General features: G+C 64.3%; 26 protein-coding genes and 1 other RNA gene. 15 read left to right on the top strand and 12 right to left on the bottom strand.

Going from position 1 to position 26305, the window contains the following annotated elements; translation table 11 throughout:
- Positions 1-99 precede the first annotated feature (99 nt).
- From H597_RS29555 to rnpB, 3 genes are all read right to left on the bottom strand, one after another.
- Complete coding sequence (locus tag H597_RS29555) at positions 100-876, bottom strand: AraC family transcriptional regulator (protein WP_051293487.1); 777 nt, start codon at positions 874-876, stop codon at positions 100-102.
- A gap of 132 nt (positions 877-1008) precedes the next feature.
- Positions 1009-2493: a glycerol kinase GlpK gene (glpK, locus tag H597_RS0103350; protein ID WP_028100887.1), complete on the bottom strand. Its 1485-nt coding sequence runs from the start codon at positions 2491-2493 to the stop codon at positions 1009-1011.
- 12 nt (positions 2494-2505) lie between these two features.
- An RNA gene (gene rnpB / locus H597_RS33060) (RNase P RNA component class A) lies at positions 2506-2837 on the bottom strand.
- A 135-nt stretch (positions 2838-2972) separates the two neighbouring features.
- On the opposite strand from rnpB, the gene H597_RS0103355 reads away from it, so the two are divergent.
- Entirely contained in the window at positions 2973-4670 is a 1698-nt protein-coding gene (locus tag H597_RS0103355) for a thiamine pyrophosphate-binding protein (protein ID WP_028100888.1), read from the top strand.
- 59 nt (positions 4671-4729) lie between these two features.
- Here the strand turns inward: H597_RS0103355 and H597_RS29560 are convergent, their stop codons facing one another.
- Positions 4730-5197, bottom strand: a complete 468-nt coding sequence (locus H597_RS29560) for a hypothetical protein (RefSeq protein ID WP_035373063.1) — start codon at positions 5195-5197, stop codon at positions 4730-4732.
- Between the two features lie 63 nt (positions 5198-5260).
- Positions 5261-6337, bottom strand: a complete 1077-nt coding sequence (locus tag H597_RS0103365) for a porin (RefSeq protein WP_028100889.1) — start codon at positions 6335-6337, stop codon at positions 5261-5263.
- A 374-nt stretch (positions 6338-6711) separates the two neighbouring features.
- Here H597_RS0103365 and H597_RS0103370 point away from each other — a divergent pair, with 374 nt between their 5' ends.
- From H597_RS0103370 to ggt, 8 genes are all read left to right on the top strand, one after another.
- Positions 6712-7647 carry a MerR family transcriptional regulator gene (locus tag H597_RS0103370; RefSeq protein WP_307578360.1) on the top strand — a complete coding sequence of 312 codons (936 nt, stop codon included), beginning with the start codon at positions 6712-6714 and terminating at the stop codon, positions 7645-7647.
- Between the two features lie 50 nt (positions 7648-7697).
- The gene (gene ftsY / locus H597_RS0103375; RefSeq protein WP_028100891.1) at positions 7698-8747 is read left to right on the top strand and encodes a signal recognition particle-docking protein FtsY; all 1050 of its coding nucleotides are present in this window, start codon (positions 7698-7700) and stop codon (positions 8745-8747) included.
- Between the two features lie 9 nt (positions 8748-8756).
- Complete coding sequence (locus H597_RS0103380; protein WP_028100892.1) at positions 8757-9416, top strand: cell division ATP-binding protein FtsE; 660 nt, start codon at positions 8757-8759, stop codon at positions 9414-9416.
- The gene (ftsX, locus tag H597_RS0103385) at positions 9413-10327 is read left to right on the top strand and encodes a permease-like cell division protein FtsX (protein WP_028100893.1); all 915 of its coding nucleotides are present in this window, start codon (positions 9413-9415) and stop codon (positions 10325-10327) included. The genes H597_RS0103380 and ftsX overlap by 4 nt, the downstream gene beginning before the upstream one ends.
- Before the next feature lie 294 nt (positions 10328-10621).
- A complete protein-coding gene (rpoH, locus tag H597_RS0103390; RefSeq protein ID WP_035372914.1) occupies positions 10622-11512 on the top strand; it encodes an RNA polymerase sigma factor RpoH in 891 nt (296 codons plus the stop codon).
- 194 nt (positions 11513-11706) lie between these two features.
- Positions 11707-12306: a PEP-CTERM sorting domain-containing protein gene (locus H597_RS35605; protein WP_028100895.1), complete on the top strand. Its 600-nt coding sequence runs from the start codon at positions 11707-11709 to the stop codon at positions 12304-12306.
- Positions 12307-12447: 141 nt separating this feature from the next.
- Positions 12448-12894 (top strand): hypothetical protein, encoded by a 447-nt coding sequence (locus H597_RS0103400; protein WP_035372916.1) that lies wholly within the window; start codon positions 12448-12450, stop codon positions 12892-12894.
- A gap of 6 nt (positions 12895-12900) precedes the next feature.
- Entirely contained in the window at positions 12901-14670 is a 1770-nt protein-coding gene (gene ggt / locus H597_RS0103405) for a gamma-glutamyltransferase (protein ID WP_028100897.1), read from the top strand.
- 1 nt (position 14671) lies between these two features.
- Here ggt and H597_RS0103410 read toward each other — a convergent pair whose 3' ends face one another.
- Complete coding sequence (locus H597_RS0103410; protein ID WP_028100898.1) at positions 14672-15016, bottom strand: antibiotic biosynthesis monooxygenase family protein; 345 nt, start codon at positions 15014-15016, stop codon at positions 14672-14674.
- A complete protein-coding gene (locus H597_RS29565) occupies positions 15013-15993 on the bottom strand; it encodes a cytochrome P450 family protein (protein WP_051293488.1) in 981 nt (326 codons plus the stop codon). The genes H597_RS0103410 and H597_RS29565 overlap by 4 nt, the downstream gene beginning before the upstream one ends.
- A 76-nt stretch (positions 15994-16069) precedes the next feature.
- Between H597_RS29565 and H597_RS0103420 the strand changes: the two genes are divergently transcribed.
- Genes H597_RS0103420 through H597_RS0103435 form a run of 4 tightly spaced genes read left to right on the top strand, consistent with a single transcriptional unit; the run spans position 16070 to position 20523 of the window.
- Entirely contained in the window at positions 16070-16747 is a 678-nt protein-coding gene (locus H597_RS0103420) for an ArsR/SmtB family transcription factor (RefSeq protein ID WP_028100899.1), read from the top strand.
- 49 nt (positions 16748-16796) lie between these two features.
- Entirely contained in the window at positions 16797-17468 is a 672-nt protein-coding gene (gene lepB, locus H597_RS0103425; protein WP_028100900.1) for a signal peptidase I, read from the top strand.
- Positions 17465-18199, top strand: a complete 735-nt coding sequence (locus H597_RS0103430) for an ABC transporter ATP-binding protein (protein WP_028100901.1) — start codon at positions 17465-17467, stop codon at positions 18197-18199. Before lepB ends, H597_RS0103430 begins: the two co-directional genes overlap by 4 nt.
- Complete coding sequence (locus H597_RS0103435; RefSeq protein WP_035372918.1) at positions 18199-20523, top strand: CPBP family intramembrane glutamic endopeptidase; 2325 nt, start codon at positions 18199-18201, stop codon at positions 20521-20523. The genes H597_RS0103430 and H597_RS0103435 overlap by 1 nt, the downstream gene beginning before the upstream one ends.
- A gap of 89 nt (positions 20524-20612) precedes the next feature.
- Here the strand turns inward: H597_RS0103435 and H597_RS0103440 are convergent, their stop codons facing one another.
- The 4 genes from H597_RS0103440 to H597_RS0103455 all read right to left on the bottom strand — a co-directional run bounded on the left by H597_RS0103440 (position 20613) and on the right by H597_RS0103455 (position 23605).
- Positions 20613-21194, bottom strand: a complete 582-nt coding sequence (locus H597_RS0103440) for a TerD family protein (protein WP_028100903.1) — start codon at positions 21192-21194, stop codon at positions 20613-20615.
- Between the two features lie 10 nt (positions 21195-21204).
- On the bottom strand, positions 21205-21903 hold the full coding sequence (locus tag H597_RS0103445; RefSeq protein ID WP_028100904.1) for a TIGR00266 family protein: 699 nt from the start codon (positions 21901-21903) through the stop codon (positions 21205-21207).
- A complete protein-coding gene (locus tag H597_RS0103450; protein ID WP_028100905.1) occupies positions 21900-22475 on the bottom strand; it encodes a TerD family protein in 576 nt (191 codons plus the stop codon). The genes H597_RS0103445 and H597_RS0103450 overlap by 4 nt, the downstream gene beginning before the upstream one ends.
- 83 nt (positions 22476-22558) lie before the next feature.
- The gene (locus tag H597_RS0103455) at positions 22559-23605 is read right to left on the bottom strand and encodes a DUF475 domain-containing protein (protein ID WP_028100906.1); all 1047 of its coding nucleotides are present in this window, start codon (positions 23603-23605) and stop codon (positions 22559-22561) included.
- A 104-nt stretch (positions 23606-23709) separates the two neighbouring features.
- On the opposite strand from H597_RS0103455, the gene nhaR reads away from it, so the two are divergent.
- A complete protein-coding gene (nhaR, locus tag H597_RS0103460; protein ID WP_028100907.1) occupies positions 23710-24600 on the top strand; it encodes a transcriptional activator NhaR in 891 nt (296 codons plus the stop codon).
- Here the strand turns inward: nhaR and H597_RS0103465 are convergent.
- On the bottom strand, positions 24554-25231 hold the full coding sequence (locus tag H597_RS0103465; protein WP_028100908.1) for a TetR/AcrR family transcriptional regulator: 678 nt from the start codon (positions 25229-25231) through the stop codon (positions 24554-24556). The genes nhaR and H597_RS0103465 overlap by 47 nt on opposite strands.
- Before the next feature lie 76 nt (positions 25232-25307).
- On the opposite strand from H597_RS0103465, the gene H597_RS0103470 reads away from it, so the two are divergent.
- The gene (locus tag H597_RS0103470; protein ID WP_028100909.1) at positions 25308-26303 is read left to right on the top strand and encodes an HlyD family secretion protein; all 996 of its coding nucleotides are present in this window, start codon (positions 25308-25310) and stop codon (positions 26301-26303) included.
- The last annotated feature ends 2 nt before the right edge of the window (positions 26304-26305 follow it).

The following is a 26305-nucleotide window of genomic DNA, read 5'->3' on the forward strand; positions in this document are numbered from 1 at the left end:
GTCTCCACTCCTTCTTGTTGTTAATGCGGGAGAAGCAATGCTAACGAGGAGGAGTGGCGCGGGTTCAATCGTGCGCGGCGTTAGTGTGATTTCACCGGCTCAAGGCGCGGGAACTGCACAGGCCACGGGTGAAAAAGCGACAGGCGACGGCCGCGAACCGTTGCGGAACTGGCTTGGCGTATAGCCGGTCATGGCTTTGAACTGGCGGCTGAAGGCACTGTGGTCGGTGTAGCCGCATTCGCGCGCGATGTCGGCGATGCTGCGCCCCGGGTGGGCTTCGATCAGGGAAAGCGCGCCCTCCAGGCGCGATTGCAGCAGCAGCTGGCGCGGGCTGTAGTGGAACACTTTCTGGAACAGGCGCTCCACGCGTGCCAGCGACAGGCCCTCATCGCGCGCCAACTCATTGAGGTTCAACTGCTGGTCGTAGTTCTCGCGGATATGCTGGGCGATGCGCGCCACCTGGCGGTATACCGGATGCTGCTCGTCGACCAGGCCCAGGTCGTGCGAGGTGCCGACCAGGCCCACGATATCGCCCTGCTCGTTGCGCAGCGGCGTCTTGTGGGTCAGGCACCAGCCGCGGCGGCGGTTCGGGTACATATGCAGCTCGAGGTGCTTTTCGATGGTGGCGCCCAGATCGATCACCTGCCGGTCCTGCGCCTCGTAGGCGGCCGCCAGCGGGCGCGGATGCACATCCATCACGGTCTTGCCGAGGATCTCGGACTTGCTGCGCATGCCGCAGCGGCGCGCCAGCGTATGGTTGACGGCCACATAGCGGCCCTCACGGTCCTTCACGAAGAAGGCGACTTCAGTCAATGCGTCGAACAGCTTTTCGATCGCGTCCAGCTCCACCTCTTGTGGCCTGTTACCAAGATACATCGTAAGTCTCCCAACTTTCTTATTCATTTGGGATGTTAGCTTAACAATGAATATTTAGCTATTTCATTTGGGACACAAATATTGCCGCCAAGATGGGTGTTACCACCGCCAGCTGGGCGCCAAGTGGCGGGTTTAGGACTCCCATGCCTTGGCGCGCTCCGTGGCGCGATGCCACTTCGCCAACAATTCGGCGCGCTGCGCATCCCCCATCGCCGGCGTGAAGCGGCGTTCGCACGCCCACTGGGTCGCGATTTCTTCCTGCGACTCCCAGAATCCCACCGCCAGGCCGGCCAGATAGGCCGCGCCCAGTGCCGTGGTTTCGGTGACTTTCGGGCGCAGCACCGGCACGCCCAGCAAGTCGGACTGGAACTGCATCAGCATGTCGTTGCGGGCCGCGCCGCCGTCGGCGCGCACTTCCGTCACCGGCATGGATGCGTCTTTCTGCATTGCCGCCAGCAGCTCGGCGCTCTGGTAGGCGATCGATTCCACTGCGGCGCGCGCGATATGCGCCTTATTGCTGCCGCGCGTCAGGCCGACGATGGTGCCGCGCGCGTACGGGTCCCAGTGCGGCGCGCCCAGGCCGACAAAGGCCGGCACCAGGAAGACGCCGCCGCTATCGGGCACGCTGCCGGCCAGCGCCTCCACGTCGCTCGACTGCTGGATGATGCCCAGGCCGTCGCGCAGCCATTGCACGGTGGCGCCGCCCATGAACACCGAGCCTTCCAGCATATAGTCGGTTGCGCCGTCGACGCGCCAGCCCACGGTGGAGAGCAGGCGGTTGTGCGACACGCGCGGATGGCGGCCAGCGTGCATCAGCATGAAACAGCCGGTGCCGTAGGTGTTTTTCACCATGCCGGGCTGGTGGCAGGCCTGGCCGAACGTGGCCGCCTGCTGGTCGCCGGCGATGCCCGCCAGCGGGATCTCATGGCCGAACAGCGCCGCCTTGGTGGTGCCCACTTCCTCGCTGGACGAGACCACCTGCGGCAGCATGGCCTCGGGAATGTCGAACAGCTGCAGCAGGTCCGAATCCCAGCGCATCAAGTGGATATTGAACAGCATGGTGCGCGAAGCGTTCGACACGTCGGTGACATGCACGCCGCACAGCTTCCACGCCAGCCAGCTGTCGATGGTGCCGAAACACAGCGCGCCCTTGCGCGCACGCTCGCGCGCACCCGGCACATGGTCCAGCAGCCATTTGATTTTGGTGGCGGAGAAGTAGGCGTCCAGCTCCAGGCCGGTCGCCTCGCAGATCATTTTCGCCTTGCCGGCGGCGCGCAGCTCTTCGCAATAGCCGGCGGTGCGGCGGTCCTGCCAAACGATGGCGGGCGCGATCGGCTCGCCGGTCTTGCGGTCCCACACCACCGTGGTTTCGCGCTGGTTGGCGATGCCGATGGCGCGTACCTGCTTAGGGTCGACATGGTTGTCGTGCAGGACCTTGCGCGCCACCGAGATCTGGCTATTCCAGATTTCGTTGGGATCGTGCTCGACCCAGCCTGGCTGGGGGAAATGCTGGGGAAACTCCTGCGCCGCGCATCCTGCGATATTGCCCTCGTGGTCGAACAGGATGGCGCGTGAACTGGTTGTGCCCTGGTCCAGGGCGAGGATGTATTGGGTCATCTCTCAAGAATTAGTTGAAGCAAACCGATAGGCCGGATTTTGTTACGGCACCCGAAGGTGCTATGACAGCCATTCCTCTAGGCGACGGATTACTCCGCCGCTCAAGCTTTCTACCCGCACGCTCCGCGAGCAACATCATCGCGTGCCTATTTGAAATTGCACCAGGTGGAGGTTACCGCGTTTCACCGTAACTTAATACGCTCGTCTCTGTGGCCCTATTCCTCGCCTTATACCATTGCTGGCTTTCAGCGGACGGCCGTTAACCGTCACCCCGCTCTGTGGAGTCCGGACCTTCCTCCCGCCCATGTCTTGCAACACGGACCAGCGGCTGTCTGGCTTGCTTCGGGCGCTATTCTACATCATTCGCTATATAGACTGACCCCGCCCATATAAATCAGGAATTTGGTGTCGCAAATCGGAAAGCCATTTGCCCTTGGCAGGCATAGAATGCCAAATCCATGTACAAGAAGGCAAGCACCATGACGCAAAACCCTCGTTCCGGCGGCCAGATCCTGGTCGATGCACTGAAAGTCCACGGTACCGACACCGCCTTCGGCGTGCCCGGCGAAAGCTACCTGGACGTGCTGGACGCCCTGCACGAATCCGGCATCCGCTTCATCATCAACCGCCAGGAGGGCGGCGCCGCCTTCATGGCCGACGCCTACGGCAAGATGACCGGCAAGCCCGGCATCTGTTTCGTCACCCGCGGCCCGGGCGCCACCAATGCCTCGATCGGCGTGCATACCGCCTTCCAGGATTCCTCCCCGATGATCCTGTTCATCGGCCAGGTCGGCAGCGATTTCATGGACCGCGAAGCCTTCCAGGAAGTCGATTACCGCCGCATGTTCGGCCAGATGGCCAAGTGGGTGGCCCAGATCGACCGCGCCGACCGCATCCCTGAATACATCGCCCGCGCCTTCCAGGTCGCCACCAGCGGCCGTCCGGGCCCGGTGGTGCTGGCCCTGCCGGAAGACATGCTGACCACCAAGGCCGCCGTGGCCGACACCCGCGCCTACCTGCCCACCCAGGGCGCGCCGTCCGCGCCGCAGATCGCGCAGCTGCGCCAGATGCTGTCCGAAGCCAAGCGCCCGATGCTGCTGCTGGGCGGCGGCGGCTGGAACGACAAGGCCTGCGCCGACATCCAGCGTTTTGCCGAAGCGAACCAGCTGCCGGTCGGCTGCGCCTTCCGCTTCCAGGACCTGATGGACAACAGCCATCCGAACTACATCGGCGACGTCGGCATCGGCATCAACCCGAAACTGGCGGCGCGCGTGAAGGAAGCCGATGTGCTGATCGCCATCGGCCCGCGCCTGGGTGAAATGACCACCAGCGGCTACTCCATCATCGCCTCGCCGGTGCCGCAGCAGCGCCTGGTGCACATCCACGCCAGCCCGGAAGAACTGGGCAGCGTCTACCAGGGCGAACTGATGATCGCCTCCGGCATGCCGCAGGCAGCCGCCATGCTGGCCGCGATGGAGCCGGTCGATGCCGGCGCCTGGAGCGAAAGCGTGGCGCAGGCGCGCGCCGAATACAGCGCCTGGCAGCAGCAGCCGAACATCTTCAAGGACAACAACGCCCCGCTGAACCTGTGGCAGGTGGTGCAGGAGCTGAAAGGGCAGTGCCCGGCCGACACCATCATCACCAATGGCGCCGGCAACTACGCTACCTGGGCGCACCGCTACTGGAACTACGGCGGCATGCGCACCCAGCTGGCGCCGACCAGCGGCGCCATGGGCTACTCCGTGCCGTCCGGCGTGGCAGCCAAGATCGTCAACCCCGAGCGCACCGTGGTGACCTTCGCCGGCGACGGCGAATACCTGATGAACGGCCAGGAGCTGGCCACCGCCGTGCAGTACAAGGCGGGCGTGGTCATTATCGTGTTCAACAACCAGATGTTCGGCACCATCCGCATGCACCAGGAGCGCGAATATCCGGGCCGCGTTTCCGGCACCACCCTGCACAACCCGGATTTCGCCGCCGTGGCGCGCGCCTTCGGCGGCCATGGCGAAGCGGTTGCCGCCACCGAGGAATTCGGCCCGGCACTGCAGCGCGCCCTGGCCTTCACGCGCGCGCAATCGCTGCCGGCGATCATCGAACTGCGCTATGACGGCAATCTGATCACCCCTGGCGCCACGCTCGACACCATTCGCAAGCAGGCGGTCGCCGCAGGCAAGTAATCCCCGCCGCGCTTGGTGAAAGGGCCGCTTGCGCACTGCGCAAGCGGCCCTTTGAGTTTCTAGCGCTTCGGCGCCGGGCACTTCCTGCAGGCCCGAGGCTGGCGCGCATAATCGTGCACTTTTTCCAGCACCATCGGCAGCGACTGGTCATCGCAATAGCCGCCCTCCAGCGTCAGGGATTCGCCATCGGGCGAGAACCTGCCGCTGATGGTGCGCTCCTCCTCCCCTTCCTGGACCGTGAAATACATCATCTTGCCGCGCGGGTCGACGTTCACGTCGCTCGCCACCAGGGGCAGGCTCAGACCACCGGCCGTGTATTCATAGATCACCGTATCGGCTTCGGCAAAGCGCTGCAGCGTGACACGCTGGCCACCATACTCGCCGCTGCCGGCGTGCACGCACAGGTCGGAAAACACCAGCATGCCATAACGCGGCAAGCCGCCCGCCTTGTTGGCCGCGTGGGCAGGGGGCAGGACGGCAGCTGAAGCAAGCAAGAGCGCACTACCGATGCGATGACAAGTTTTCATAAGCGGATTGTAAAAAAAAACGGCTGCACGCGGCAGCCGTTTTTGACCAGGAACTGGTGTCGATCAGAAGGTGTGACGGATGCCTACGTTGTAAGCTGCGTCGCCGGAGCCTGCTTCGGTGTTGTTGCCAACAGTGTAGGAAGCGCCGTTCTTGTTCTTGATCTTGCCGTACGACATGTAAGCGGTGGTACGCTGCGACAGGGAGTGCAGGTAGCCGATCGCGTACTGGTTAGCATCGCGGTCGAACGACTTGTCGTCCACTTTGGCCCAGGAAACGATCAGGGAACCCGCAGCCGACACCGGCACGTTCGCGCCCAGCAGGAAGGTACGGTTGTCAACCGAAGCGGCTACCGGGGTTGCGGTGTAAGCAGCTGCAGCTGGCAGTGGGGAGCTGTTCAGGCCTTTGTTGGAACCGAACATGGCGTATGCCTTCACTACTTTGAAATCGTAGTTCACAGCCAGCAGGGTGTTGTGGCCGATTTCGTTTTTCTGCACAACGTTAGCGGCGCTGACGGTGTCGTTGTTGATGTTGTTGTAAGCCAGACGAACAGCCAGAGGACCGTTGGTGTAGCCGATCGACGCGCCCAGTTGACGGCCGGTCGAGGATTCTTTCTTCTCGCCCAGGGCGTAGAACAGTTCAGCCTGCACGCCGTTCAGCAGCGGGGTCTTGTAGGCGATGGAGTTGCTGTTACGGACGTTGATGCCGTTCGCTGGGAACAGGTTCTTGGCGGAACCGGACAGGCCAGCCTGGAATGGATCGCCAACTTGCAGGAAGGTGTTGTACCAAGGGGTGTACTGGCGGCCCAGGGTCAGGGTACCGGCTTCCTTGGAGGACAGGCCGACGAATGCCTGGCGGTTGAACAACTGGTTGTTGGTGTTGTCCAGCTCGCCGGTGTCTTCTTTCACGCCGGTTTCCAGTTGGAACACTGCGGACAGGCCGTTGCCCAGGTCTTCGTTGCCTTTGAAGCCGATGCGCGATGCATTGGCCACGCCGGAGGTTACTTTGGTTACGTTACCGTTCTTGCCGCCGCGCTCAGCAACGATGCCTGCATCCATGGTGCCGTAGATGGAAACGTTCGATTGAGCATAAGCTGCGCCCGAAGCGGCGAGGATTGCCATAGAAATCAAGGTTTTTTTCATGATGTGCTTTCTTCCTTTTCTTTGTAGTAGATCACCAGGGCTCTCTGGCACTGATAGGCCGCCATTTTATATGAACTCAACATTTCCTGCTAATCACGTAGTACTACGTATTGCAAGATGAACTCCGAGACAACACCGCGCAGTATGCAAGTTACCGTAACCGGAACTTTTTTGTTCAGGACACATTTCACACTTTGCGCGCTTTTCGGCCCCAAACCCGACGTGCCAACCCTGTGTCATGGACAAGCCGTTTGAACTCCAGTTTCAGAGCGAAACTTGCCTGCGCCATGTGCAACTTGTTGCTGGATTTCAGCGTTAGAATGCAGCTCGCGTATCAACCCTGGGGGCGCTGTCGGCGAATGAAAACGAGTGCGATGTCTGTAACAATTCCGTCGACAATCAGCGATGTGGAACGGGACACCGGTCTTGCAAAGGAAACATTGCGAGTCTGGGAGCGCCGCTACGCCTTCCCCCATCCTGAGCGCGATACGTTCGGAGAGCGAGTCTATCCAAATGAACAAGTCGTTAAGTTGAGATTAATCAAAAGATTGATTGATTTAGGGTATCGACCGGGCAAAGTTATCGGGTATACCGCCGATGAACTCCAGGCGCTGGCGCAAAAAGCCGCCGCCGGCCCCAGGCCCGACGCCGCTGGCCCCCATCCCGAACTGCACGCTTATATAGAGCTGTGCAAAAACCACCAGATGGAAGCGTTCCGCCGCAAGCTGAGCCAGGCCATGCTGGTGATGGGCTTGAAAAATTTCGTCACCAGCCTGGTTGCCCCGCTCGCCACCTTGGTCGGCGAAGCCTGGGCTTGCGGCCAGTTCGCGGTATTTGAAGAGCACTTGTTCGCGGAATCGGTGCAGATCGTGCTGCGCAGCGCCGTCTTCTCCGTGCCCCAGGTCAACCACAGCAGCGGGGCGCCGCGCCCGCGCGTGCTGCTGACCACGCTGCCGCAGGAGCGCCATGGCCTGGGCCTGCTGATGGCCGAAGCCATGTTTGCCGCCGAAGGCGCCCATTGCATCCCGTTGGGCGTGCAGACGCCCCTGCCCGACATCGTCGAAGGCGCACGCGCCATGCAGGCCGACATCGTCGCCCTGTCTTTTTCCACCAATATGAACCCGCGCCATGTGCACGACAGCTTGCGCGAGCTGCGGACCCGCCTGCCGGAAGCGGCGGAAATCTGGGCCGGCGGCAATAACTTAGCTTTGCGCAAACGCGCGCCCAATGACGTCACGGTCTGCGCACTGGAGGAAATCTGCGCCGCCGTCGCCAACTGGCGCCAGCGCCAACGACAGGCTGCCAGCTAGCCTCTGGTAGAATACGCGGTTCGATTGAAGGACCCTCAGCCAACCTGTCCATGTTCAGTTTTTTCAAGAAAAAACCGGTCGCGCCGGAAGCGGCGCCCGCCGTGCCGGCCGCCTCCGCGCCCACCGTGCCCTCCGTGCCAAGCAGCGCAGAACCTGCCGCGCCCCTGGTCTTTGAAGTGGAGACCGCCGCCAAGCCGGAGCCCAAGCAAAGCTGGATGAGCCGCCTGAAGGCCGGCTTGTCGAAGACTTCCGCCAACCTCTCCATCCTCTTCGTCGGCGCCCGCATCGACGACGATCTCTATGACGAGCTGGAAGCGGCGCTGCTGATGTCCGATGCCGGCGTCGACGCCACCCAGTTCCTGCTGGACGCGCTCAAGCGCAAAGTCAAGGAAGACAAGCTGCTCGATGCCGCCCAGGTCAAGGACGCCCTCAAGCAGCTGATGATCGGCCTGCTGCAGCCGCTGCAAAAACCATTCGAGCTGGGCCGCCACCAGCCGCTGGTGATGATGATTACCGGCGTCAACGGCGCCGGCAAGACCACCACTATCGGCAAGCTGGCCAAGCATATGCAGGCGCACGGCCAGTCCGTGCTGCTGGCCGCCGGGGACACCTTCCGCGCCGCCGCCCGCGAGCAACTGATGGTCTGGGGCCAACGCAACAATGTGACCGTGATTGCCCAGGAATCGGGCGACCCGGCCGCGGTGTCTTATGACGCGGTCCAGTCGGGCAAAGCGCGCGGTACCAATGTGGTCATGATCGACACGGCCGGCCGCCTGCCGACCCAGCTGCACCTGATGGAAGAGCTGAAAAAGATCAAGCGTGTGATCGGCAAAGGTTTGGACGGCGCGCCGCACGAAACCTTGCTGGTCATCGACGGCAATACCGGCCAGAATGCCCTGGCCCAGGTGAAAGCGTTTGACGACGCCCTGCAGCTGTCCGGCCTGATCATCACCAAGCTCGACGGCACTGCGAAGGGCGGCATCCTGGCCGCCATCGCCCGCGTACGCCCGGTTCCGGTGTACTTCATCGGTATCGGCGAAAAGATTGAAGACCTGCAGCCGTTCAATGCGGCTGAATTTGTTGAAGCACTGCTCGCATAACCGGCCTACATGATCGAATTCCAGCACGTCAGCAAGCAATACTCCCCCGACGGTGTCGCCCTGCGCGACATCTCTTTCACCATTGCCAAAGGCGAGCTGGTCTACCTGGCCGGCCCGTCCGGCGCCGGCAAGTCGACCCTGCTGAAGATGATCGCCGCCATGGAGCGGCCGACCTCCGGCAAGGTGCTGGTGAACGGCCAGGATATCGGCGCCCTGAAACGCGCCGGCATTCCCTTCCTGCGCCGCAACCTGGGCCTGATCTTCCAGGAGCAGCGCCTGCTGAACGACCGCACGGTGCTGGCCAATGTCATGATGCCGCTGCTGGTGACCGGCGCGCCGCGCGCCGCCGCCGAGCAGCGCGCCCGCGCCGCCCTGGACAAGGTGGGCTTGCTGGACCGTGCCGATGGCCAGCCGCTGGCCCTGTCCGGCGGCGAGCAGCAGCGCGTCTCGATCGCGCGCGCCATCGTCAACCGTCCGCAGATCATCCTGGCCGACGAGCCGACCGCCAACCTCGACCGCGCCAGCGCCAACAAGGTGATCGACGCCCTGCACGCCTTCCACTCGGTGGGCGTGACCTGCCTGATTTCCTCGCACGATGAACAGATCCTCGACGCCGCCGCGCGCGTGATCCACCTGGAACGCGGCGCACTGCTAAAGGAGGCCGCATGATCACCTGGCTGCGCCACCATCTGTTCGCCCTCGGCTCGGCCCTGGTGCATGTGCGCCGCGCGCCGGGCTCCTTCCTGTTCAACATCCTGGTGGTGGCCATCGCCCTGGCCCTGCCCTTCATGGGCGTGACCCTGCTCGACAATGTGCGCCCGCTGTCGGAGCAGATGGCGGTGGAACCGGAGTTGAGCGTCTTCATCGCCGCCGACACGCCGCGCGAGCAGGCCACCGGCCTGGCCACCCCGCTGCGCGCCATCTCGCCGCAAGCCAAGATCATCTTCACGCCGCGCGAAAAGGCGCTGGAGCAGCTGAACGCCAAGAGCGGCCTGTCGGATGTGGTCGCCACCCTGGGCGAAAACCCGCTGCCGGACAGCTATATCGTCAAGCTGAATGCCTTCCAGAACGCGGCGGAAGGGCAGCAGATCGACGCCATTGCGGAGCAGATGCGCGCCCTGCCGGGCGTGGAATCGGTCCAGGTGGACTCGGCCTGGGTGAAACGCCTGGCCGCCCTGCTGGGCGTGCTGCGCCTGGCCCTGCTGCTGCTGGCCGCCACGCTGGGCACGGTGGTGGTGGCCGTGGTCTTCAATACGATCCGCCTGCAAGTGATGACCCAGCGCGAAGAAATCCTGGTGTCGAAACTGATCGGCGCCACCGACAGCTTCATTCACCGCCCCTTCTATTACACGGGCGCCCTGCTCGGCCTGTGCGCCGGCGGCGTGGCCCTGGGCGGGGTAGCGCTGGCACTGCAGCCGCTGAACCGCGCGATTGCCGAATTTGCAAGATTGTATGCATCGGAATTCCAGCTGGCCCCGCTGGACCCGGTCGGCACGGCCGGCCTGCTGGCGCTGTCCGCCGGTCTCGGCCTGGCCGGCGCCCTGCTGTCGGTCCAGCGCCACCTGTCCCGCCTCAATTAAACGCCGGGCGCAGGTCTGGCCAGTGTCCGCTGGCCAGATCTCGGCTTTCTGCGTGCGTCCCCGCACGGAGCCGCCGCCGGCCCCGCCGTATCCTGACTTTGATCCAGCGCAAGGAAGCGCGCTTTCTCGATAGTATTTTTGCGATCGGCGCCATAGAATCTCGTCGATTGGCACTCGTCCGGGGAGAGTGCTAATATATGTTCAGAACGGCATGATAGAAGTTAAGAATCGTTTAAGTTCTCTCGTGCATGCTGGTAACTCTGAAAAGTATTCCCTTCAAGCGAGGATTTTAAGATGACCGCAACAAACGCACTGGTCCCTGCCGGCGGCAACGCGCTGACCCTGGGCTTCAGCGGTAGCCTGGGCAACCTGGACGCTTATATCTCGGCCGTGAACCGTCTGCCCATGCTGACCCACGAGGAAGAAGTGGCGCTCGGCAAGCGCCTGAAGGAAAACAACGATATCAAGGCGGCGGAAACGCTGGTGACGTCGCACCTGCGTCTGGTGGTCTCGATTGCGCGCGGCTACCTGGGTTATGGCCTGCCGCACGGCGACCTGATCCAGGAAGGCAATATCGGCCTGATGAAGGCGGTCAAACGCTTCGACCCGGACCAGGGCGTGCGCCTGGTGTCCTACGCCATGCACTGGATCAAGGCGGAAATCCACGAGTACATCCTGAAGAACTGGCGCCTGGTCAAAGTGGCCACCACCAAGGCCCAGCGCAAGCTGTTCTTCAACCTGCGCAGCCACAAGCAGGGCCTGGACGCCATGTCGCCGGCGCAGATCGACGAACTGGCCAAGACCCTGGACGTGAAGCGCGAAGATGTGATCGAAATGGAAACGCGCCTGAGCGGCCGCGACATCGCCCTGGAAGCGCCGTCCGACGACGAAGACGACAAGTTCTCGCCGATCGCTTACCTGTCCTCCGACAATATGGAGCCGACCAAGGTGCTGGAAGCGGAACAGGTGGTGCGCCTGCAGTCCGAAGGCCTGGAAACCGCCCTGTCCAAACTCGACGCGCGCTCGCGCCGCATCGTCGAAGCGCGCTGGCTGGCCAACGACGACGGTTCCGGCGCCACCTTGCACACGCTGGCGGAGGAATTCGGCGTGTCGGCCGAGCGCATCCGCCAGATCGAGGCGGCCGCGCTGAAGAAAATGAAGGGCGCGCTGGCAGCGTATATGTAAGCAGCTGCGGCTCACGAGAAAGCACCGATTCCGCAAGGATCGGTGCTTTTTTTACGCCGGAACACTCTTATTAATGTCGGGAATTTTTACATTCCCAAATGCAACTGCCTGTAAGTACTTGATATGGATGAGTTTGAGTTTCTGGCATAGCGATTGCTTTGTAACTGCTGAGCAGTTTAACTGAGGAGTTAGCCATGTTTAAGACGCTTGCACTGACCGCCATCTGCGCCCTGGCTGCTGGCGCCGCCGCCGCCGGTCCCACGAACAAACCCGGCCAAACCAACGCGAATCCGCTGGTCCTGACGGCAAATTCCTCGATCAGTGCAGGCTGGAATCCCGACGGCGGCTCTGTCTGGACGTTTGCGGACTGGATCCATATCAAGGACCTGACCACGCTGTACGTCAAAGCCAGCGCCGACACCAGCTTCGATTTCGGCATCACCCCGCCCAACGGCGGTTCCGTGCAGGATTTCGACTTCGAATTCCTCATCAACGGCGTGGCGCAGGGCAAGACCAAGCCGGCCGGCTTTGCGGCCTACTGGGATGATATTTCCCTGAGCGGCGGTGTGGTGTACCGCTTCAAGCTGGACGCGCTGAACATCCACGACAACCACACCAATGTCAACGTCCAGGTCATGGCCGGCACCACCAATGTCCCGACCGGCCCTAGCGATCCCGGCACCCCGAATGACCCGGGCAATCCGGCCAACGATGTTCCTGAACCTGCATCTCTGGCACTGCTGGGCGCCGGCCTGATGGGCCTGGGCTTGATGCGCCGTCGCCGCCAAAAATAAGTTGTCAAAACCAACTAGAAAAGCTGGCGCCCTGCGGGGCGCTTTTTTTATTTCCGGGCATACCGGCTGTTGAGTGGACTCAACAGTGCAACACGGAAGTTTGTAATTTGCTAAGCTGTTCCCAGGCCAGAGGAGAACATCATGCAAGCTAGACTGATCTGTCTGGGCGTGGCGGGCCTGGTCCTCGCCATTGCCACAGCCTGCGGCTCAAGCCGCAGCACGTCCGCGGATGGCGACAGCCATGCCGCACCACGCACCAGCGCCAGCTACCGGCTGGCACAAGGGGAAAGCGTCACGCTGGCCCCCGCTGTCGTACTGAAACTCGAACGCGTCAACGACAGCCGTTGCAAACAGGGCGCCGTGTGCGTCTGGGCCGGCTATATCAGCTACAGCTTCCTGCTGAGCGGCCCGCAAGGCAGCACCAGCTTTGTGCTGGCGGAAGACATGCCCGGCGCCGCCAAGTCGGCGACGCGCAACGGCCTGACCTTCACGCTGGAAGGGTTGGAACCGGCGGAAGTACCGGCCTTGAAGGCACCGGCGCCGGATTATCGGGTAAGCTTGCGGGTAACTATTTCCCAGCCCACTTAGCCGCCCATGACGCCAAACGCCCTGCCCCGACGACTGACTTCCACCATCATCATCGCGCTGGCGTGCAGCGCCCCGGCCTGGGCCAAGACCCCGGTAGCCAGCGGCACCGGCGGCGCGGTGGCGACCATCAGCGAGCCGGCCTCGCAGGCGGCGCTGGCCATCCTGAACCAGGGCGGCAACGCGGTCGACGCGGCCGTTGCGGCGGCCGCGGCCCTGGGCGTGACCGATCCCTTCAGCTGCGGCGTGGGCGGCGGCGGCTTCATGGTGATCTACCTGGCCAAGGAAAACCGCGTCATCACGCTCGACCACCGCGAAGTGGCGCCGGCATCCTTCCAATCCGATGCCTTCGCGCCCGGCGGCAAGGCGCTCGATTTCGACAGCGCCGTCGCCAGCGGCATGGCGGTGGGCGTGCCGGGAACGGTGCGCGGCTGGCACGACGCGCTGGACCGCTATGGCACCATGTCGTTCAAGCAGGTGCTGGCCCCCGCCATCAAGGTGGCGCAGGACGGCTTCCGCGTGAACGATAACTTCGTCGCGCTGGTGAAGGAGAACGAACGCAAGTTCGCCATGTTCCCGGCCACCGCCGCGCGCTACCTGCGCGATGGCAAGGCGCTGCCGGCCGGCACCCTGCTGCGCAATGCCGACCTGGCCAAGACCTACCGCCTGCTGTCCAGCGGCGGCGTGAAGGCCTTCTATTCGGGCAAGCTGGCGCAGGCCATTGTCGACGCGGTCAACCAGCCGCAAGCCGCCGCCGGCGTTTCCGTGCGGCCGGGACGCATGTCGCTGGCCGACCTGGCCAATTACGAGGCGCGCTGGCGCCAGCCGGTGCGCAGCACCTACCGCGGCTATGAGCTGGTCGGCATGCCCCTGCCAAGCAGCGGCGGCGTGGCGATCGCGGAAGCCTTGAATATCCTGGAAGGCTTCGACCTGAAGTCCATGCCGCGCGAAAAAGCGGAACACCTGTACATGGAGGCGGCGCGCCTGGCCTTCGCCGACCGCAATGCCTACCTGGCCGATCCCGAATACGTCGACGCGCCGGTGGCTGGCCTAATCAGCAAGGAATACGCGGCCCGGCGCCGCGAGCTGATCGACCCGGCCCAGGCCCACCGCCATGCCGAGGCGGGCGATCCCTATCCTTACCAGCAGGACCCGAGCGTGCCGCTGCGGCCGGCCGCCGCCGGCAAGGCCCGGCTGCTGTCCGAAAGCGCCCATACGACCCACCTGGCGGTGTCGGACAAGGACGGCAATATCGTGGCCTACACCTTCACCATCGAGTCATGGGGCGGCAGCGGCATCACGGTGCCGGGCTACGGCTTCATCCTGAACAACGAGATGACCGACTTCGACTTCAGCGGCCCGCATCCGAATGTCCCGGAAGCGGGCAAGCGGCCGCGCAGCAGCATGTCGCCGACCATCGCTTTCCGCAATGGCAAGCCGGCCTTCACCATCGGCAGCCCGGGCGGCGGCACCATCATCACCACGGTGCTGCAGACCATCGTCAACCATATCGACCTCGGCATGGACATGCCGGCCGCCCTGGACGCACCGCGCATCTCCGAGCGCAACGGCATGGCAACGTCCATCGAGCCCGGTTTCGCCGGCAGCGCCCAGGCCAGGTCGCTGGAGCGTTTCGGCCAGCAGTGGGACGACGCTGGCGCCGAGGAGATCGGGGCCGCCAATGCCATCGTCTTCAATCCGGATGGCACCGTGACGGCGGTCAGCGAAGGCAAGCGCCACGGCGTGGGCAGTGCCCTGGTGCAGAAACGCGGACACTGAATCAGCCGTGCCGCTCGCGGCTGTCGGCCGGAGCCTGCGCGCGTTCGTTCAGGCCGTAGTCGCGCACCACGCTGGCAATGCGCAGTCGGTAATCGGCGAACAGGCGCTCGCGCCCCGCCTGCTGGGCGGAGCGATGGGCTTCCACCCGGCGCCATTCCAGCACCGCTTCTTCATCGCGGAAGAACGACAGCGACAGCATCTTGCCCGGGTTGCTCAGGCTCTGGAAGCGTTCGACGCTGATGAAACCGTCGATCTGCTCCAGTGTCGGCCGCAGCCTGGCGGCGATATCCAGGTAGGCATCCTTGCAGCCTTCGGCGGGCGTTACTTCGAAAATCACGGCAATCATTGCTTGAACTCCGGTATGCGCGCATTCAGCGATGCGCGGTAGGTCCATGTCAGCTGCGGCAGCGGCTTGCCGCGCAGCGCTTCGATACATCCGGCGGCGACGTGCAGGGCCAGCTGCCGGCCGGGACAAGCGTGCCCGCCATGGCCGAAGCCGTGCCCTGCGTCGCCGATCATGACCAGTATCGCCTGCCCCTGTTCGACTGTCACGCCGCCGACCGTGCAGCGTTCGGCGGCGAAGCGGCGCGTGTTGACGATGGGTGGGTCGTCCTGCATCACTTGCGCCACCAGGGCGCCGGGGTCTGCGCCGCTGGCGCCGCGCTGCAGCGCGACCAGGCTGTTGCCCACCAGTCCCGCCGTGGCTTCATAGGTTTGCGAGAGCAGTCCCACCAGGTTGGCGAGGATGGCATGGTCACTGCGCCAGCCGGCGGCGGCGGCTTCACATGCCACGGCGGCGGCCAGCGTGCCTTCCGGCGCCGCCTGCAGCAGCTCGCGCATGGCGGCCAGCAACCGCAGGGAGGCGGCATGCGCCAGCCCGATCTGCTCCGCGCTGCTCAGCGGCGACAAGCAGGCCACGAAATCGCCCATCCAGCGCGCCACGGCCGGCAGCTGCGCATCGGCAAAGCCCAGCAGGCTGGCGACGGTGCTGACCGGCGCATCGAAGGCCCAGGCGCCGAGCGGCCGGCCGGCGGCCAGCAAGCCTTGCGCCACGCTGAGGGCGCGTTCCCGCGCCAGGCCGTCCGCCGCCGCAGCCGCCAAGGCGCGCTGCAGCGCCAGCTTCAGCGCGGCATGGCGCTCGCCATCGTTCATCCGCACCAGCGCGCCGAATACCTCGCCCGCGCTGCCGCCGGCAATGGCGGCCGGCACCGGTTCGGCCGGCGGACGCACCCGCAACGCGGGGTGGCCAAGCACTTCCTCCACCAGCGCGGCACCGGCGGCCAGCCACACGCCGCGCCCGGCATCCCATTCCAAATCCTGCATCTCATTCCTCCGGCAACGTTCAGGGAATTGCAGTATGCTGAAAAAAGTACAACGACAATTCGCCCCGCATCGAACTATGGATTCCAGGCTCGCCAACATCGCCGGCGCCATCGCCGAACCCGCCCGCGCACGCATACTCTGCTCACTGCTGGACGGCCACGCCCGCACCGCCACCGAACTGTCGGTGGTGGCCGAAGTGAGTCCTTCCACCGCCAGCGCCCACCTGGCGCGGCTGAAGGATGAACAGCTGCTGGTGCAGCTTGCGCAAGGCAAGCACCGCTATTACCAGTTGGCCAGCCGGGAAGTCGCCGGCGCGCTGGAGGCGCTGCTGGTCGTTGCAGGCTTGCCACGCCCGGAATTCAAGCCCAGTACGCCCGACCGCCTGCGCCATGCCCGGACCTGCTACGATCATATGGCGGGCAGCGTCGCGGTCAAGCTGCACGACCACTTCGCGGCGCAAGGCTGGCTGGCGCAAGCCGGCGACGGCTACGATTTGAGTGCGTCGGGCGAGCAGCAATTTGCGCAACTGGGACTGGACTTGCAGGCATTGCGCAAGCTGCGCCGCCGCTTCGCCTGTCCTTGCCTGGATTGGAGCGAGCGCAAGCCGCACCTGGGCGGCGCGCTGGGGGCGGCCCTGCTGCAGCTGGCGCTCAAGCGCGGCTGGGTCGAGCAGGACCTCGACAGCCGCGCGCTGCAAGTCGCGCCCAAGGGCCAGCGCCAGATGCTGGCGGCCTTCGGTCTAAGCGGGGTTTAAGGCTTTGCTAAGATGATGCTGTTTCCTGAACCATTCGGAGACTCCGGTCGTGAAAAAACTCATCCGTGAAAACAAGGGCTTCATCGTCTTCCTGCTGACGCTGGGCGTCTTCCGCACCGCCATCGCCGACTGGAACCCGATTCCTTCGGCCTCCATGCATCCCAACCTGCTGGAAGGCGACGTGGTGTTCGTCAACCGCCTGGCCTACGACCTGAAGCTGCCCCTGACCGACATCTCCCTCAGCCACCTGGGCGAGCCGCAGCGCGGCGACGTGGTCACCTTCTTCTCGCCCAAGGATGGCACGCGCCTGATCAAGCGCGTCGCGGCGCTGCCGGGCGACCGGGTCGAAATCCGCGATGAGCACCTGATCATCAACGGCAAGGCTTCCGAGTACGCCGTGCTGGGCAACGCGGTCGAACATATCGAACAGGTCGGCGACCTGCAGGCACTGCGCCTGCAGGAGCACAACGCCAGCGCCAGCTACAGCATCCAGGTGCTGCCGCAAGTGGAAGCGAAACGCGACTTCGGCCCCGTCACCGTGCCCGCCGGCAGCTTCCTGATGCTGGGAGATAACCGCAACAACAGCGCCGACTCGCGCTACATCGGCTTCGTGCCGCGCAAGCTGCTGATCGGCCGCGCCGAACGCGTGCTGGTTTCCGCCGACATTCTGGGCAACTGGGCCCCGCGCACCGAACGTATCGGCATGAGCCTGCGACCATGATCGAATTCCAGGGACTGGCCAAGCACTATGGCGCGTTTCCCGCCGTGCAGCCGCTGACGCTGACGGTGCGGCAGGGCGAAGTGTTTGGCTTCCTTGGACCGAACGGCGCGGGCAAGACCACCACCATTCGCATGATGATGGGCATCCTGGTGCCCAGCGCCGGCCGCGTGCTGGTCGACGGCCTCGATTGCCAGGCCGATGCGGCGCAGGTGAAGCGCCATGTCGGCTACCTGCCCGACAACCCGGTGTTTTACGACTTCCTGCGCGGACGCGAAATCCTGCAGTTCGTGACGGAGATGCACGGCATGCCGCGCAAGACGGCCGCCGAACGGGCTACTCAGCTGCTGCAGGAATTCGGGCTGCAGGAGGTGGGCGAGGAATTCGCCGTCAATTATTCGATGGGCATGAAGAAGAAGCTGGGCCTGGCCTGCGCCCTGGCCCACGATCCGCCGGTCCTGATCCTGGACGAGCCGATCAACGGACTCGATCCGCGCGCGGCACGCGAAGTGCAGGACCGCCTAGTCGCCAGCGCGGCGGCCGGCAAGACCATCTTCGTTTCCACCCATCTGCTCGACATGGCCCAGCGCATGTGCCACCGGGTCGGCATCATCAACCACGGCGCCCTGGCCGCCATCGGCACCCTGGCGGAATTGCGCAGCGCAGGCAGCGAAAACAGCACCCTGGAAGAGCTGTTCCTCCGGCTCACGAACGAAGACAGCCTGGCGGCATAATGGAGCTGCCCGGCGCGCACCGTGCATTCTGGCTGATTGCACGTCTGCGGCTGCTGCGTCTTCTGAATATCGCCGGCGGCCTGCCGCTGCGCAGGGTGCGGCCCGGCGCCGGGCGCGCCGCCACCCCGGGCAAGAAGAAGGCGCGCTGGCTGTTAAGCGGGACACTGACCGCCTTCATGCTGTTCGCCTTCCTGAATACGGCCAGCACCTCGCTGCTGAACATGCAATGCCGCCTGCCCACCGGCAGCCAATGCACGGCCGCCGACTCGGACCGGGCGCCGCGCGCCGCGATGTCCCGGGCGCGCGTGGAGCTGCAGGCTGCCCCCTTTCATCCCGTCCTGATGCAGGCTGCCGCCATGCAGGCCGTCCTGCTGTTCGCCATCGCCATCCTGCTGCCGCTGGGCAGCAGTGAGCTGGCGCAGCCGGACTGGGACCTGGAATGGCTAGTCACGCTGCCGCTGCGGCGCCGCACCTTGCTGCTGGCGCGCATCGCGGAGCGCACACTGGCCAACCCTTCCGGCATCCTCGCTTTGTGGCCGATGTGCCTAGCCGTGGCCTGGCATTCCGGCCACCGCTGGAGCGCGCCGCTGCTGGCCGCCGCATGCACCTTGTTGTTGCTTGCCTGCGCCGCCACCCTGCGCACCGTGGCCGATACCGGCCTGCGGCTGCGGCTCGCCCCGTCCCAGCTGCGCAACCTGCAGGCACTGGCTTCCATCGCCAGCATGCCGTTGATGTACCTTGCCATGTCACTTGCCATGCCGACCTCCACGCTGACCCTGGCCTGGGCCTCGCACTTTCCGGCTTGGACTTTATGGACGCCGCCCGGCCTGGCCCTGCAGGCGCTCAACGCGCGCCATACTGTGCAGGCCCTTGGCTTGGGCGCACTGCTGGCGGCGCAAACCGCGCTCCTGCTGTGGCTCGGCCTGCGCCTGCTGCAGGCACTTCTGGCCGGCGGCGTGGTCGTCTCGGGCAGCCGCGAGACCCGGCGCGCAGCTCCAGCGCGCCAGATATTCGCCGGCTGGGTGCCCGGAACGCCCCTGCAGCGGCGCGATTTGCGCCTGTTGAGCAGGGACCGCAACTTCCTGGTGCAAAGCCTGCTGCTTCCCTTGATCATCGTCGGCTGCCAGCTGGTACTGGACAGCAAAGTCAATACGATCACCGAATTCGTCGGCAATGCGGCCTTGTTCTCCTCCGTCGCCTTTGGCCTGGGCGCGTATGTGCTGATGCTGTCCGCCTTCCAGACCATTCATAGCGAAGGCCAGGCCCTGTGGCTGCTGTACACCTACCCGCAATCTCTCGCCGCCATGCTGGCCGAAAAAGCGCAGCTCTGGTCGCTGCTGGCCATGCTCTACCCGCTGGCGATATTCGCCTTCGGTGTATGTTTCGGCTTGCCGTTCAACGGCCGCATGCTCTCGCAGCTGCTGCTGGTCATGGCTGGCCTGCCGATTTTCGCCGTCATCGCCGTATCGCTCGGAATCTGGGCCTGCGATCCGCTGGCGCAGCAGACGCATGCCCGCATGCGCCCCACCCTCGCCTTCGCCTACCTGATGCTGACCACCTTGTACACCTACGCGCTGAGCACGCGCACATGGCATTTGCGGCTGGCCGCGATCGTGCTGCTGGTTTCCCTGGCCCTGTCGCTATGGCAGCGCGCGCGCGATTCCCTGCCTTACCTGCTCGATCCTTCCGCCGTCCCTCCGCCGCGGGTATCCGCTTCGGACGGCTTCTTGGCGGCCGTCGCGATCTTCCTGCTGCAACTGCTGCTCGGATTTGCGCTGCAGCGGCCCGGCACACCCGCCTCATTGCTGCAGCAAACTGTGGTCGCCATTGTCCCCGGCGCCCTGGTGTACGGGCTGACGCTGCTGCTGTACCGTCGCTTCGGCACCAGCGGCGTGCCGCGCCTTTGGCAAGGGCCCTGGTGCGCGGCCTGGCGCAGCGCCGTCGGCTGGGGCTTGCTGATGGCGCTGCCCGCAGTGGCCACCAGCATACTGTGGGGGGCTTTCCCGGGCCGCGCCAACCTGATCCAGGACTCGCCGCACCCAGCCTCGTGGCTGTGGGTCGCGGCGCTAGCCATCCTTGCCTCGCCGGTCTTCGAAGAGTTCATCTTCCGCGGCCTGATGTTCGGCGGCCTGCGCAGGTCGCTGCCCTTGCTGCCGGCGATGCTCTCCAGCGCCGCGCTGTTTGCGGTCATTCATCCCCCGCTGGCGATGGCGCCGGTCTTCGTGGTCGGACTGTGCACCGCCTACGCGGCCGAACGCAGCAAATCCCTGCTGGCGCCGATCCTGGTGCACGCCCTGTACAACGCCGCAGTCCACCTGCTCTAGCAAAAAAAACGGTGGCCTGTTGCCAGGCCACCGCAAGGAAGGACGCCATGGGGCGTCAACGGAGATAAATTATCGGGCGCCGCGGCGCATCAGAGGTGGGAAGCGATCTGCGGCATCAGGTCGTCGAAAGTGCGCCCGTTGCCGTTCTCGCCAATCGCGTGCATCTTCCACTCGCCGTTATGGCGGTACAGCTTGGCCATGATCTGCGCCGAGTGCGAACCCTGCACCGACAGATTGAAGCGCGCCACTTCGCGCCCGTCGGCCGCGTTGAGCAGGCGGCAGTAGGCGTTTTCCACCTGGGTGAAACTCTGGCCGGTAAAGCTGTTCACCGTGAACACGATGCTGCGCACCTGGGCCGGGACCTGGCCCAGCGCAACGCGGATCTGTTCGTCGTCGCCATCGCCGGCACCGGTGCGGTTGTCGCCGGTATGCTGGACGCTGCCGTCGCGGCTTTTCAGCTGGCGGAACCAGACCACGTCCAGCGCCCGGCCGCCTTCATCGAACAGCACGCAGGAAGCGTCCAGGTCGATCTCGGCGCTGGAACCGCCAAAGCCGAAGAAGCCCTTGCTGCGCACAGCATCCCAGCCCAGGCCCATGGTGACCTGCTGCAGGGCCACGCCGGCTTCCTTGTCCAGCGAAATTTTCTGGCCCTTTTGTAAATTGATTGGCATTACTCTCTCCTTAATTCGATTTGTGGCTCATCATCCAGCTGACGAAGGCATCCCGGTTGCGCGAGCAGACCAGCACCTTGCCTTTGCCCGAAAAACGCAGCACCACACCTTCACCGCTGGTGACGCTGTTGACCAGACTGCCCAGCAGCCCCCCGCTGGAACGGGTCGCCACCGCCAGCTCGTAGCGCAGGGAGCTGTCCCAGGCCACCACGTGGGCGTTGTCGATGGTGACGTCGCGGCCCGGTTCGACCTCGATTTGCGACATCGAGCCGAAGCCCGACACCACCAGCTGGCCGCTGCCGGCGCTCTCCGTGATGAAGAAGCCGCCCGTCTGGCCGAACAGCGCATTGCCGATGTTCTGGGTCCGCACGCGCAGGTCGACGCCGCCGGTGGCCGCCACGAAGGCGCCGTCGCTGATCAGGTACTGGCGCTCACCGACATCGAGCACCTGCATCGCGCCCGGCAGCGTCGGCGAGAGCAGGCAATCGCCATCGCCGCTGGTTGCCTCGATATGCTGCTGAAAGAAGGACTCGCCGTTGGCCAGGGTGCGCATCAGCGCGCGTCCCAGGCCACCGTTCATCCTGCCCTTCAGCTCCAGCGCGGCCTCCATCATCACCATCGCATTCGATTCGCAATAGATCTTGTCGCCGCGCCGCATCGATACATGCAGGAAGGGGTCAACGTCCCCGGTCACCGTGAAAACGGTCATACGCTCACGCCGAAGGACGAAGCCAGGGCGCCCAGGCCACCTTTGTAACCCTGGCCGACGGCCTTGAACTTCCAGTCGCCGTTGTTGCGATAGACTTCGCCGAACACCAGCGAGGTCTCGGTCGAACCGTCTTCCGACAGGTCGAAGCGGGCGATCTCACCGTTATTGGCGCCGTTCACGCAACGCACGAATGCGCGCTGTACCTGGCCGAAGTTCTGGCGCCGCGCATCGGCCTCGTGGATGGTCACGCAGATCGCGATGCGGTCAACTTCGGCCGGCACGCGGCCCAGGTCGATGTTGACGGTTTCGTCGTCGCCTTCACCGACGCCGGTGCGGTTGTCGCCACTGTGCGCCACGGCGCCGTCGGTCGACTTCAGGTTGTTATAGAACACGAAGTCCAGGTCATTGCGCACTTTGCCGTCGACCTTCAGCAGGAAGGCCGAACCGTCGATATCGAATGCCGAACCGTCGGTCTGGCGTACATCCCAGCCCAAGCCTACCGTCAGTTTCGACAGGCCGGGGGCTTCTTTACTCAGGTTGACGTTACCGCCTTTTTGCAGACTGATTGCCATGATTTACTACTCCTAAATGTGTGTATGTTTCAAGACACCTTGCAGTCGCGGCGTGGCGGTGTCGGACGCACGCCGCGTTTTCCTTACGCCCCTTGCAGGGCCAATTCCTTGTTCTTGTGGCGGATCGAGGACCACAGCGAGGCGACGATGAAGGCCACGCCAACCAGGCCGGTCACCACTTCCGGGATGTGGAACTTCATGCTGGCCAACATGATCACAGCCAGAATGCCGATCGCGTAGTGCGCGCCGTGTTCCAGGAACACGTACTCCTGCAGCGTGCCCTTGTGCACCAGGTAGACCGTCAGCGAACGCACGAACATCGCGCCGATGGCCAGGCCAAGCATGATGATCACGACGTCGCTGGTGATGGCGAACGCGCCGATCACGCCATCGAAGCTGAACGAAGCATCCAGCACTTCCAGGTACAGGAAGCCGCCGATACCGCCGGTCTTGACCAGCGTGCCGGCATTGATGCCGCCTTCTTCTTCCTTTTCCAGCCAGTTCGACAGCGCATCCACGCCAACGTAGACCAGCAAGCCCCACAAACCGGACACCAGCACCACCAGCTTCTGCGCAGGATCGACAATGGACAGGCTGCCCAGCAGCACGCCGATCGAAATCATGATGGCGATCGAAGACACCTTGCCCAGCGCGCCCAGCTTGCGTTCCACATTGCCCAGCCAGTGCAGCTCTTTTTCATGGTCCAGCAGGAAGTTCAGGAACACCATCAGCAGGAACATACCGCCGAAGGCCGCCACTTCCGCGTGGTGGTTAGTCAGGTGCATGGAAAACGCGTTCGGATCGTTCAGCGCCAGGTTCCATACCTGCGGCATGCTGAGGTCAGCGGCCACCGCCACAATCACCAGCGGGAACACCAGACGCATGCCGAACACCGCGACGATGATGCCCAGGCCCAGGAACAGCTTTTGCCAGAACGGGTTCCAGTTCTTCAGCACGGAGGCGTTGACCACCGCGTTGTCGAAGGAAAGCGAGACTTCCATCACGCCCAGGATCAGCGCGATCCACAGCGCGGACAAGGCGCCGCTCCATCCAGTGTGCTGGTAGCCCCACCAGCCGGCGACTGCCAGGCAGATGGCGGAGACCAGGAATGAAATCCTGAAGTACTTCATAGCTTCTATCCTCTTTCTTGTTAATCAGTGCGGCCAGTGTAGGGGCTGCACGCAAATTGAAAAATAGAAGATAATCGAAGCATTACTTCGAAAAAACCGAACCAATGAAAACCGCCGGCCTGAATTTCCGTCACCTGTACTTCTTCCGCGTCGTGGCCACCGAGGGCAGCGTGACGCGCGCCGCCGAGCGCCTGGGGTTGGCGATCCAGACCATCAGCACGCAGATCTCGGCGCTGGAACAGCAGGTGGGCAAGGCCCTGTTGACCCAGCAGGGACGCCGCCTGGTGCCGACCGAGGCCGGCCGCGTGGCAATGACATACGCCGAGCAGATTTTCCAGTTGGGCGACCGCATGCAGGAAGCGCTGGAGGAAGTCGATGCGGGCCGGATCCGCCTTTCGGTCGGCATTTCCGACTCCATGCCAAAGCTGATCGCCACCCGTTTGCTGCAAGCGGCGCTATCGCTGGAGCAGCAAGTCCGCCTGGTATGTATGGAAGATGAATTCGAATCGCTGCTGGCCGACCTGGCCTTACACAAGCTGGATGTGGTGTTGACCGATCGGCCGGTGCGCGCCAGCGCCACGCTGAAGGTGTTCAGTCACCTGGTGGGAGAAAGCGAAATGCAGCTGTATGGCACGCGCTCTCTGGCGCGCAAGTACAGCCGCGACTTCCCGCACAGCCTGAACGGCGCGCCCCTGCTGCTACCGACCCGCAACAACGCCCTGCGCGGCCGCATCGATGCCTGGCTATTGCAGCAAGGCGTGCGGCCCGATGTCATGGGGGAATTCGAGGACAACGCCATGCTGAACACCTTCGGCCGCAGCGGCATGGGCCTGTTCTTTGCGCCGGCGGCACTGGCCGCCGATATGTACGAGCAGTTCGACGCGCACCTGGTCGGCAGCGCGCCCGAACTGCGCGAACAGTTCTACGCTATTTCGAGCGAACGCAAGATCAGGCACCCGGTGGTCGAGGCGATGCTGAATACTTCGCCGCGATAGCATCCAGGCCGGCGCCGGCATAGGTCATCATATCGTCCAGCAGCGCTTCGGCATCGCCGGACAAGGCCGGGAACAGGTTGGCGCGCATTTCGCGCGGCGCGACGAGCAGCGCCAGGCAGGGCGACATCAGCAGAAATAGCGCGCGCTGCAGGCCGGGCGTGGCGGGCGGCAAGCCCAGGATCTCGCACACCAGCCCGAGCATGAGCAGGGCCTTGGGCGCAATCGCCTTGTGCACCAGCGCGGGCGCATGCTCGGTGGGCGACATCAGTTCGCGGATCACCACGCGCGCGCCCCAATGCGCTTGGGGTCCGGTGGCGCGCAGCACAATGCCGCGCAAGATCACGCGCAGCTTCTCGCGCGGCGCCAGATCGCGCGCCACGATGTCCTGCATGTCCTCAAGCTTCAGCAAATGGTGATGCGCTTCCACCAGCACGGCCTCGTATAGGGCGCCGCGGCTGCCGAAGTGATAATTGACGGCAGCGATATTGGTGCCGGCGCGGGCGCAGATTTCCTTGCTGGTGGCGTCGGCGAAGCCGCGTTCCGCAAACACCTGCCCCGCCACCTCCAGCAGGTGTTGGCGGGTAGCGTCGCCGTCCTGGCGGCCGGCACGGGGAGCAGTCTTGTTTTGCATGGCTGGCATTGTACGTCGAATATAAATTAAAATTCAAATTTGAATTTGATGTAGAATTTCCGCAGGAGGTCTTGCGATGAACAGGAAGCTTGTTGGAATTGCCATCGTGGCTGCCGCGGCCAGCGCCGCCGGCATCTGGTACTGGAACCGCCCCATCGCCAGCGACAAGGCGCTGCTCCTGTTCGGGAATGTCGACTTGCGCCAGGTGGCGCTGGCCTTCCCTGCCAGCGAACGGGTGGCGCGGGTGCTGGCTGAGGAAGGCCAGAAAGTGAAGGCCGGCGAGGTCCTGGCGCAACTCGATACGCGCGCCCTGCACCTGCGCCTGACCGAAGCGGAGGCGCTGGCGGGAGTCCAGCGGCAAGCCCTGGCACGGCTCAAGGCCGGCACACGTCCGGAGGAACTGGCGCAGTCGCGCGCCCGCACGGCGGCGGCGCAGGCCGATGCCGACCTCGCGCGCCAGCAGCTGGAGCGCATCCAGGCGGTGCAGCAGGACAGCAACGGCCGCGCCGTGAGCCAGCAGGACGCCGACACCGCCCGCGCCCATGCCAGGGCAACCCAAGCCGCACTGGAACAGGCGCGCCAGGGGCAGGAATTGGCACTGCATGGCCCGCGGCGCGAGGATATCGCGCAAGCCCAGGCCCAACTCGATGCCGCCAACGCGGCCATCGCATTGCTCAAGCACCAGCTCGACGAGTCCTCGCTGAAGGCGCCAGTCAACGCCGTGGTGCGCGCACGCCTGATGGAAGCGGGCGATATGGCCTCGCCGCAGCGGCCGGTCTACACCTTGGCCATCACTGATCCGAAATGGGTGCGCACCTATGTGCGCGAAGCCGACCTTGGCCGCATCAAGCCAGGCATCGCCGCCAGCATCACGATCGACAGCCTGCCGGGCAAGACACTCGCTGGCGAGGTTGGCTATATTTCCTCGGTTGCCGAATTCACGCCGAAGACCGTGCAGACGGAGGAATTGCGCACGGCCCTGGTGTATGAGGTGCGCGTGCTGGCAGAGGACAAGGCCGACGTGCTACGCATGGGGATGCCGGCCACCGTACGGATCGCACTCGGGCAGTAGGC

Source organism: Pseudoduganella violaceinigra DSM 15887, from assembly GCF_000425385.1.
Classification (GTDB): domain Bacteria; phylum Pseudomonadota; class Gammaproteobacteria; order Burkholderiales; family Burkholderiaceae_D; genus Rugamonas; species Rugamonas violaceinigra.

Bases quoted from the DNA above. Each gene is read 5' to 3' on its own strand.
- H597_RS29555 (WP_051293487.1), bottom strand. From the start codon at position 876: ATGTATCTTGGTAACAGGCCACAAGAGGTGGAGCTGGACGCGATCGAA.
- glpK (WP_028100887.1), bottom strand. From the start codon at position 2,493: ATGACCCAATACATCCTCGCCCTGGACCAGGGCACAACCAGTTCACGC.
- H597_RS0103355 (WP_028100888.1), top strand. From the start codon at position 2,973: ATGACGCAAAACCCTCGTTCCGGCGGCCAGATCCTGGTCGATGCACTG.
- H597_RS29560 (WP_035373063.1), bottom strand. From the start codon at position 5,197: ATGAAAACTTGTCATCGCATCGGTAGTGCGCTCTTGCTTGCTTCAGCT.
- H597_RS0103365 (WP_028100889.1), bottom strand. From the start codon at position 6,337: ATGAAAAAAACCTTGATTTCTATGGCAATCCTCGCCGCTTCGGGCGCA.
- H597_RS0103370 (WP_307578360.1), top strand. From the start codon at position 6,712: ATGTCTGTAACAATTCCGTCGACAATCAGCGATGTGGAACGGGACACC.
- ftsY (WP_028100891.1), top strand. From the start codon at position 7,698: ATGTTCAGTTTTTTCAAGAAAAAACCGGTCGCGCCGGAAGCGGCGCCC.
- H597_RS0103380 (WP_028100892.1), top strand. From the start codon at position 8,757: ATGATCGAATTCCAGCACGTCAGCAAGCAATACTCCCCCGACGGTGTC.
- ftsX (WP_028100893.1), top strand. From the start codon at position 9,413: ATGATCACCTGGCTGCGCCACCATCTGTTCGCCCTCGGCTCGGCCCTG.
- rpoH (WP_035372914.1), top strand. From the start codon at position 10,622: ATGACCGCAACAAACGCACTGGTCCCTGCCGGCGGCAACGCGCTGACC.
- H597_RS35605 (WP_028100895.1), top strand. From the start codon at position 11,707: ATGTTTAAGACGCTTGCACTGACCGCCATCTGCGCCCTGGCTGCTGGC.
- H597_RS0103400 (WP_035372916.1), top strand. From the start codon at position 12,448: ATGCAAGCTAGACTGATCTGTCTGGGCGTGGCGGGCCTGGTCCTCGCC.
- ggt (WP_028100897.1), top strand. From the start codon at position 12,901: ATGACGCCAAACGCCCTGCCCCGACGACTGACTTCCACCATCATCATC.
- H597_RS0103410 (WP_028100898.1), bottom strand. From the start codon at position 15,016: ATGATTGCCGTGATTTTCGAAGTAACGCCCGCCGAAGGCTGCAAGGAT.
- H597_RS29565 (WP_051293488.1), bottom strand. From the start codon at position 15,993: ATGCAGGATTTGGAATGGGATGCCGGGCGCGGCGTGTGGCTGGCCGCC.
- H597_RS0103420 (WP_028100899.1), top strand. From the start codon at position 16,070: ATGGATTCCAGGCTCGCCAACATCGCCGGCGCCATCGCCGAACCCGCC.
- H597_RS0103430 (WP_028100901.1), top strand. From the start codon at position 17,465: ATGATCGAATTCCAGGGACTGGCCAAGCACTATGGCGCGTTTCCCGCC.
- H597_RS0103435 (WP_035372918.1), top strand. From the start codon at position 18,199: ATGGAGCTGCCCGGCGCGCACCGTGCATTCTGGCTGATTGCACGTCTG.
- H597_RS0103440 (WP_028100903.1), bottom strand. From the start codon at position 21,194: ATGCCAATCAATTTACAAAAGGGCCAGAAAATTTCGCTGGACAAGGAA.
- H597_RS0103445 (WP_028100904.1), bottom strand. From the start codon at position 21,903: ATGACCGTTTTCACGGTGACCGGGGACGTTGACCCCTTCCTGCATGTA.
- H597_RS0103450 (WP_028100905.1), bottom strand. From the start codon at position 22,475: ATGGCAATCAGTCTGCAAAAAGGCGGTAACGTCAACCTGAGTAAAGAA.
- H597_RS0103455 (WP_028100906.1), bottom strand. From the start codon at position 23,605: ATGAAGTACTTCAGGATTTCATTCCTGGTCTCCGCCATCTGCCTGGCA.
- nhaR (WP_028100907.1), top strand. From the start codon at position 23,710: ATGAAAACCGCCGGCCTGAATTTCCGTCACCTGTACTTCTTCCGCGTC.
- H597_RS0103465 (WP_028100908.1), bottom strand. From the start codon at position 25,231: ATGCAAAACAAGACTGCTCCCCGTGCCGGCCGCCAGGACGGCGACGCT.
- H597_RS0103470 (WP_028100909.1), top strand. From the start codon at position 25,308: ATGAACAGGAAGCTTGTTGGAATTGCCATCGTGGCTGCCGCGGCCAGC.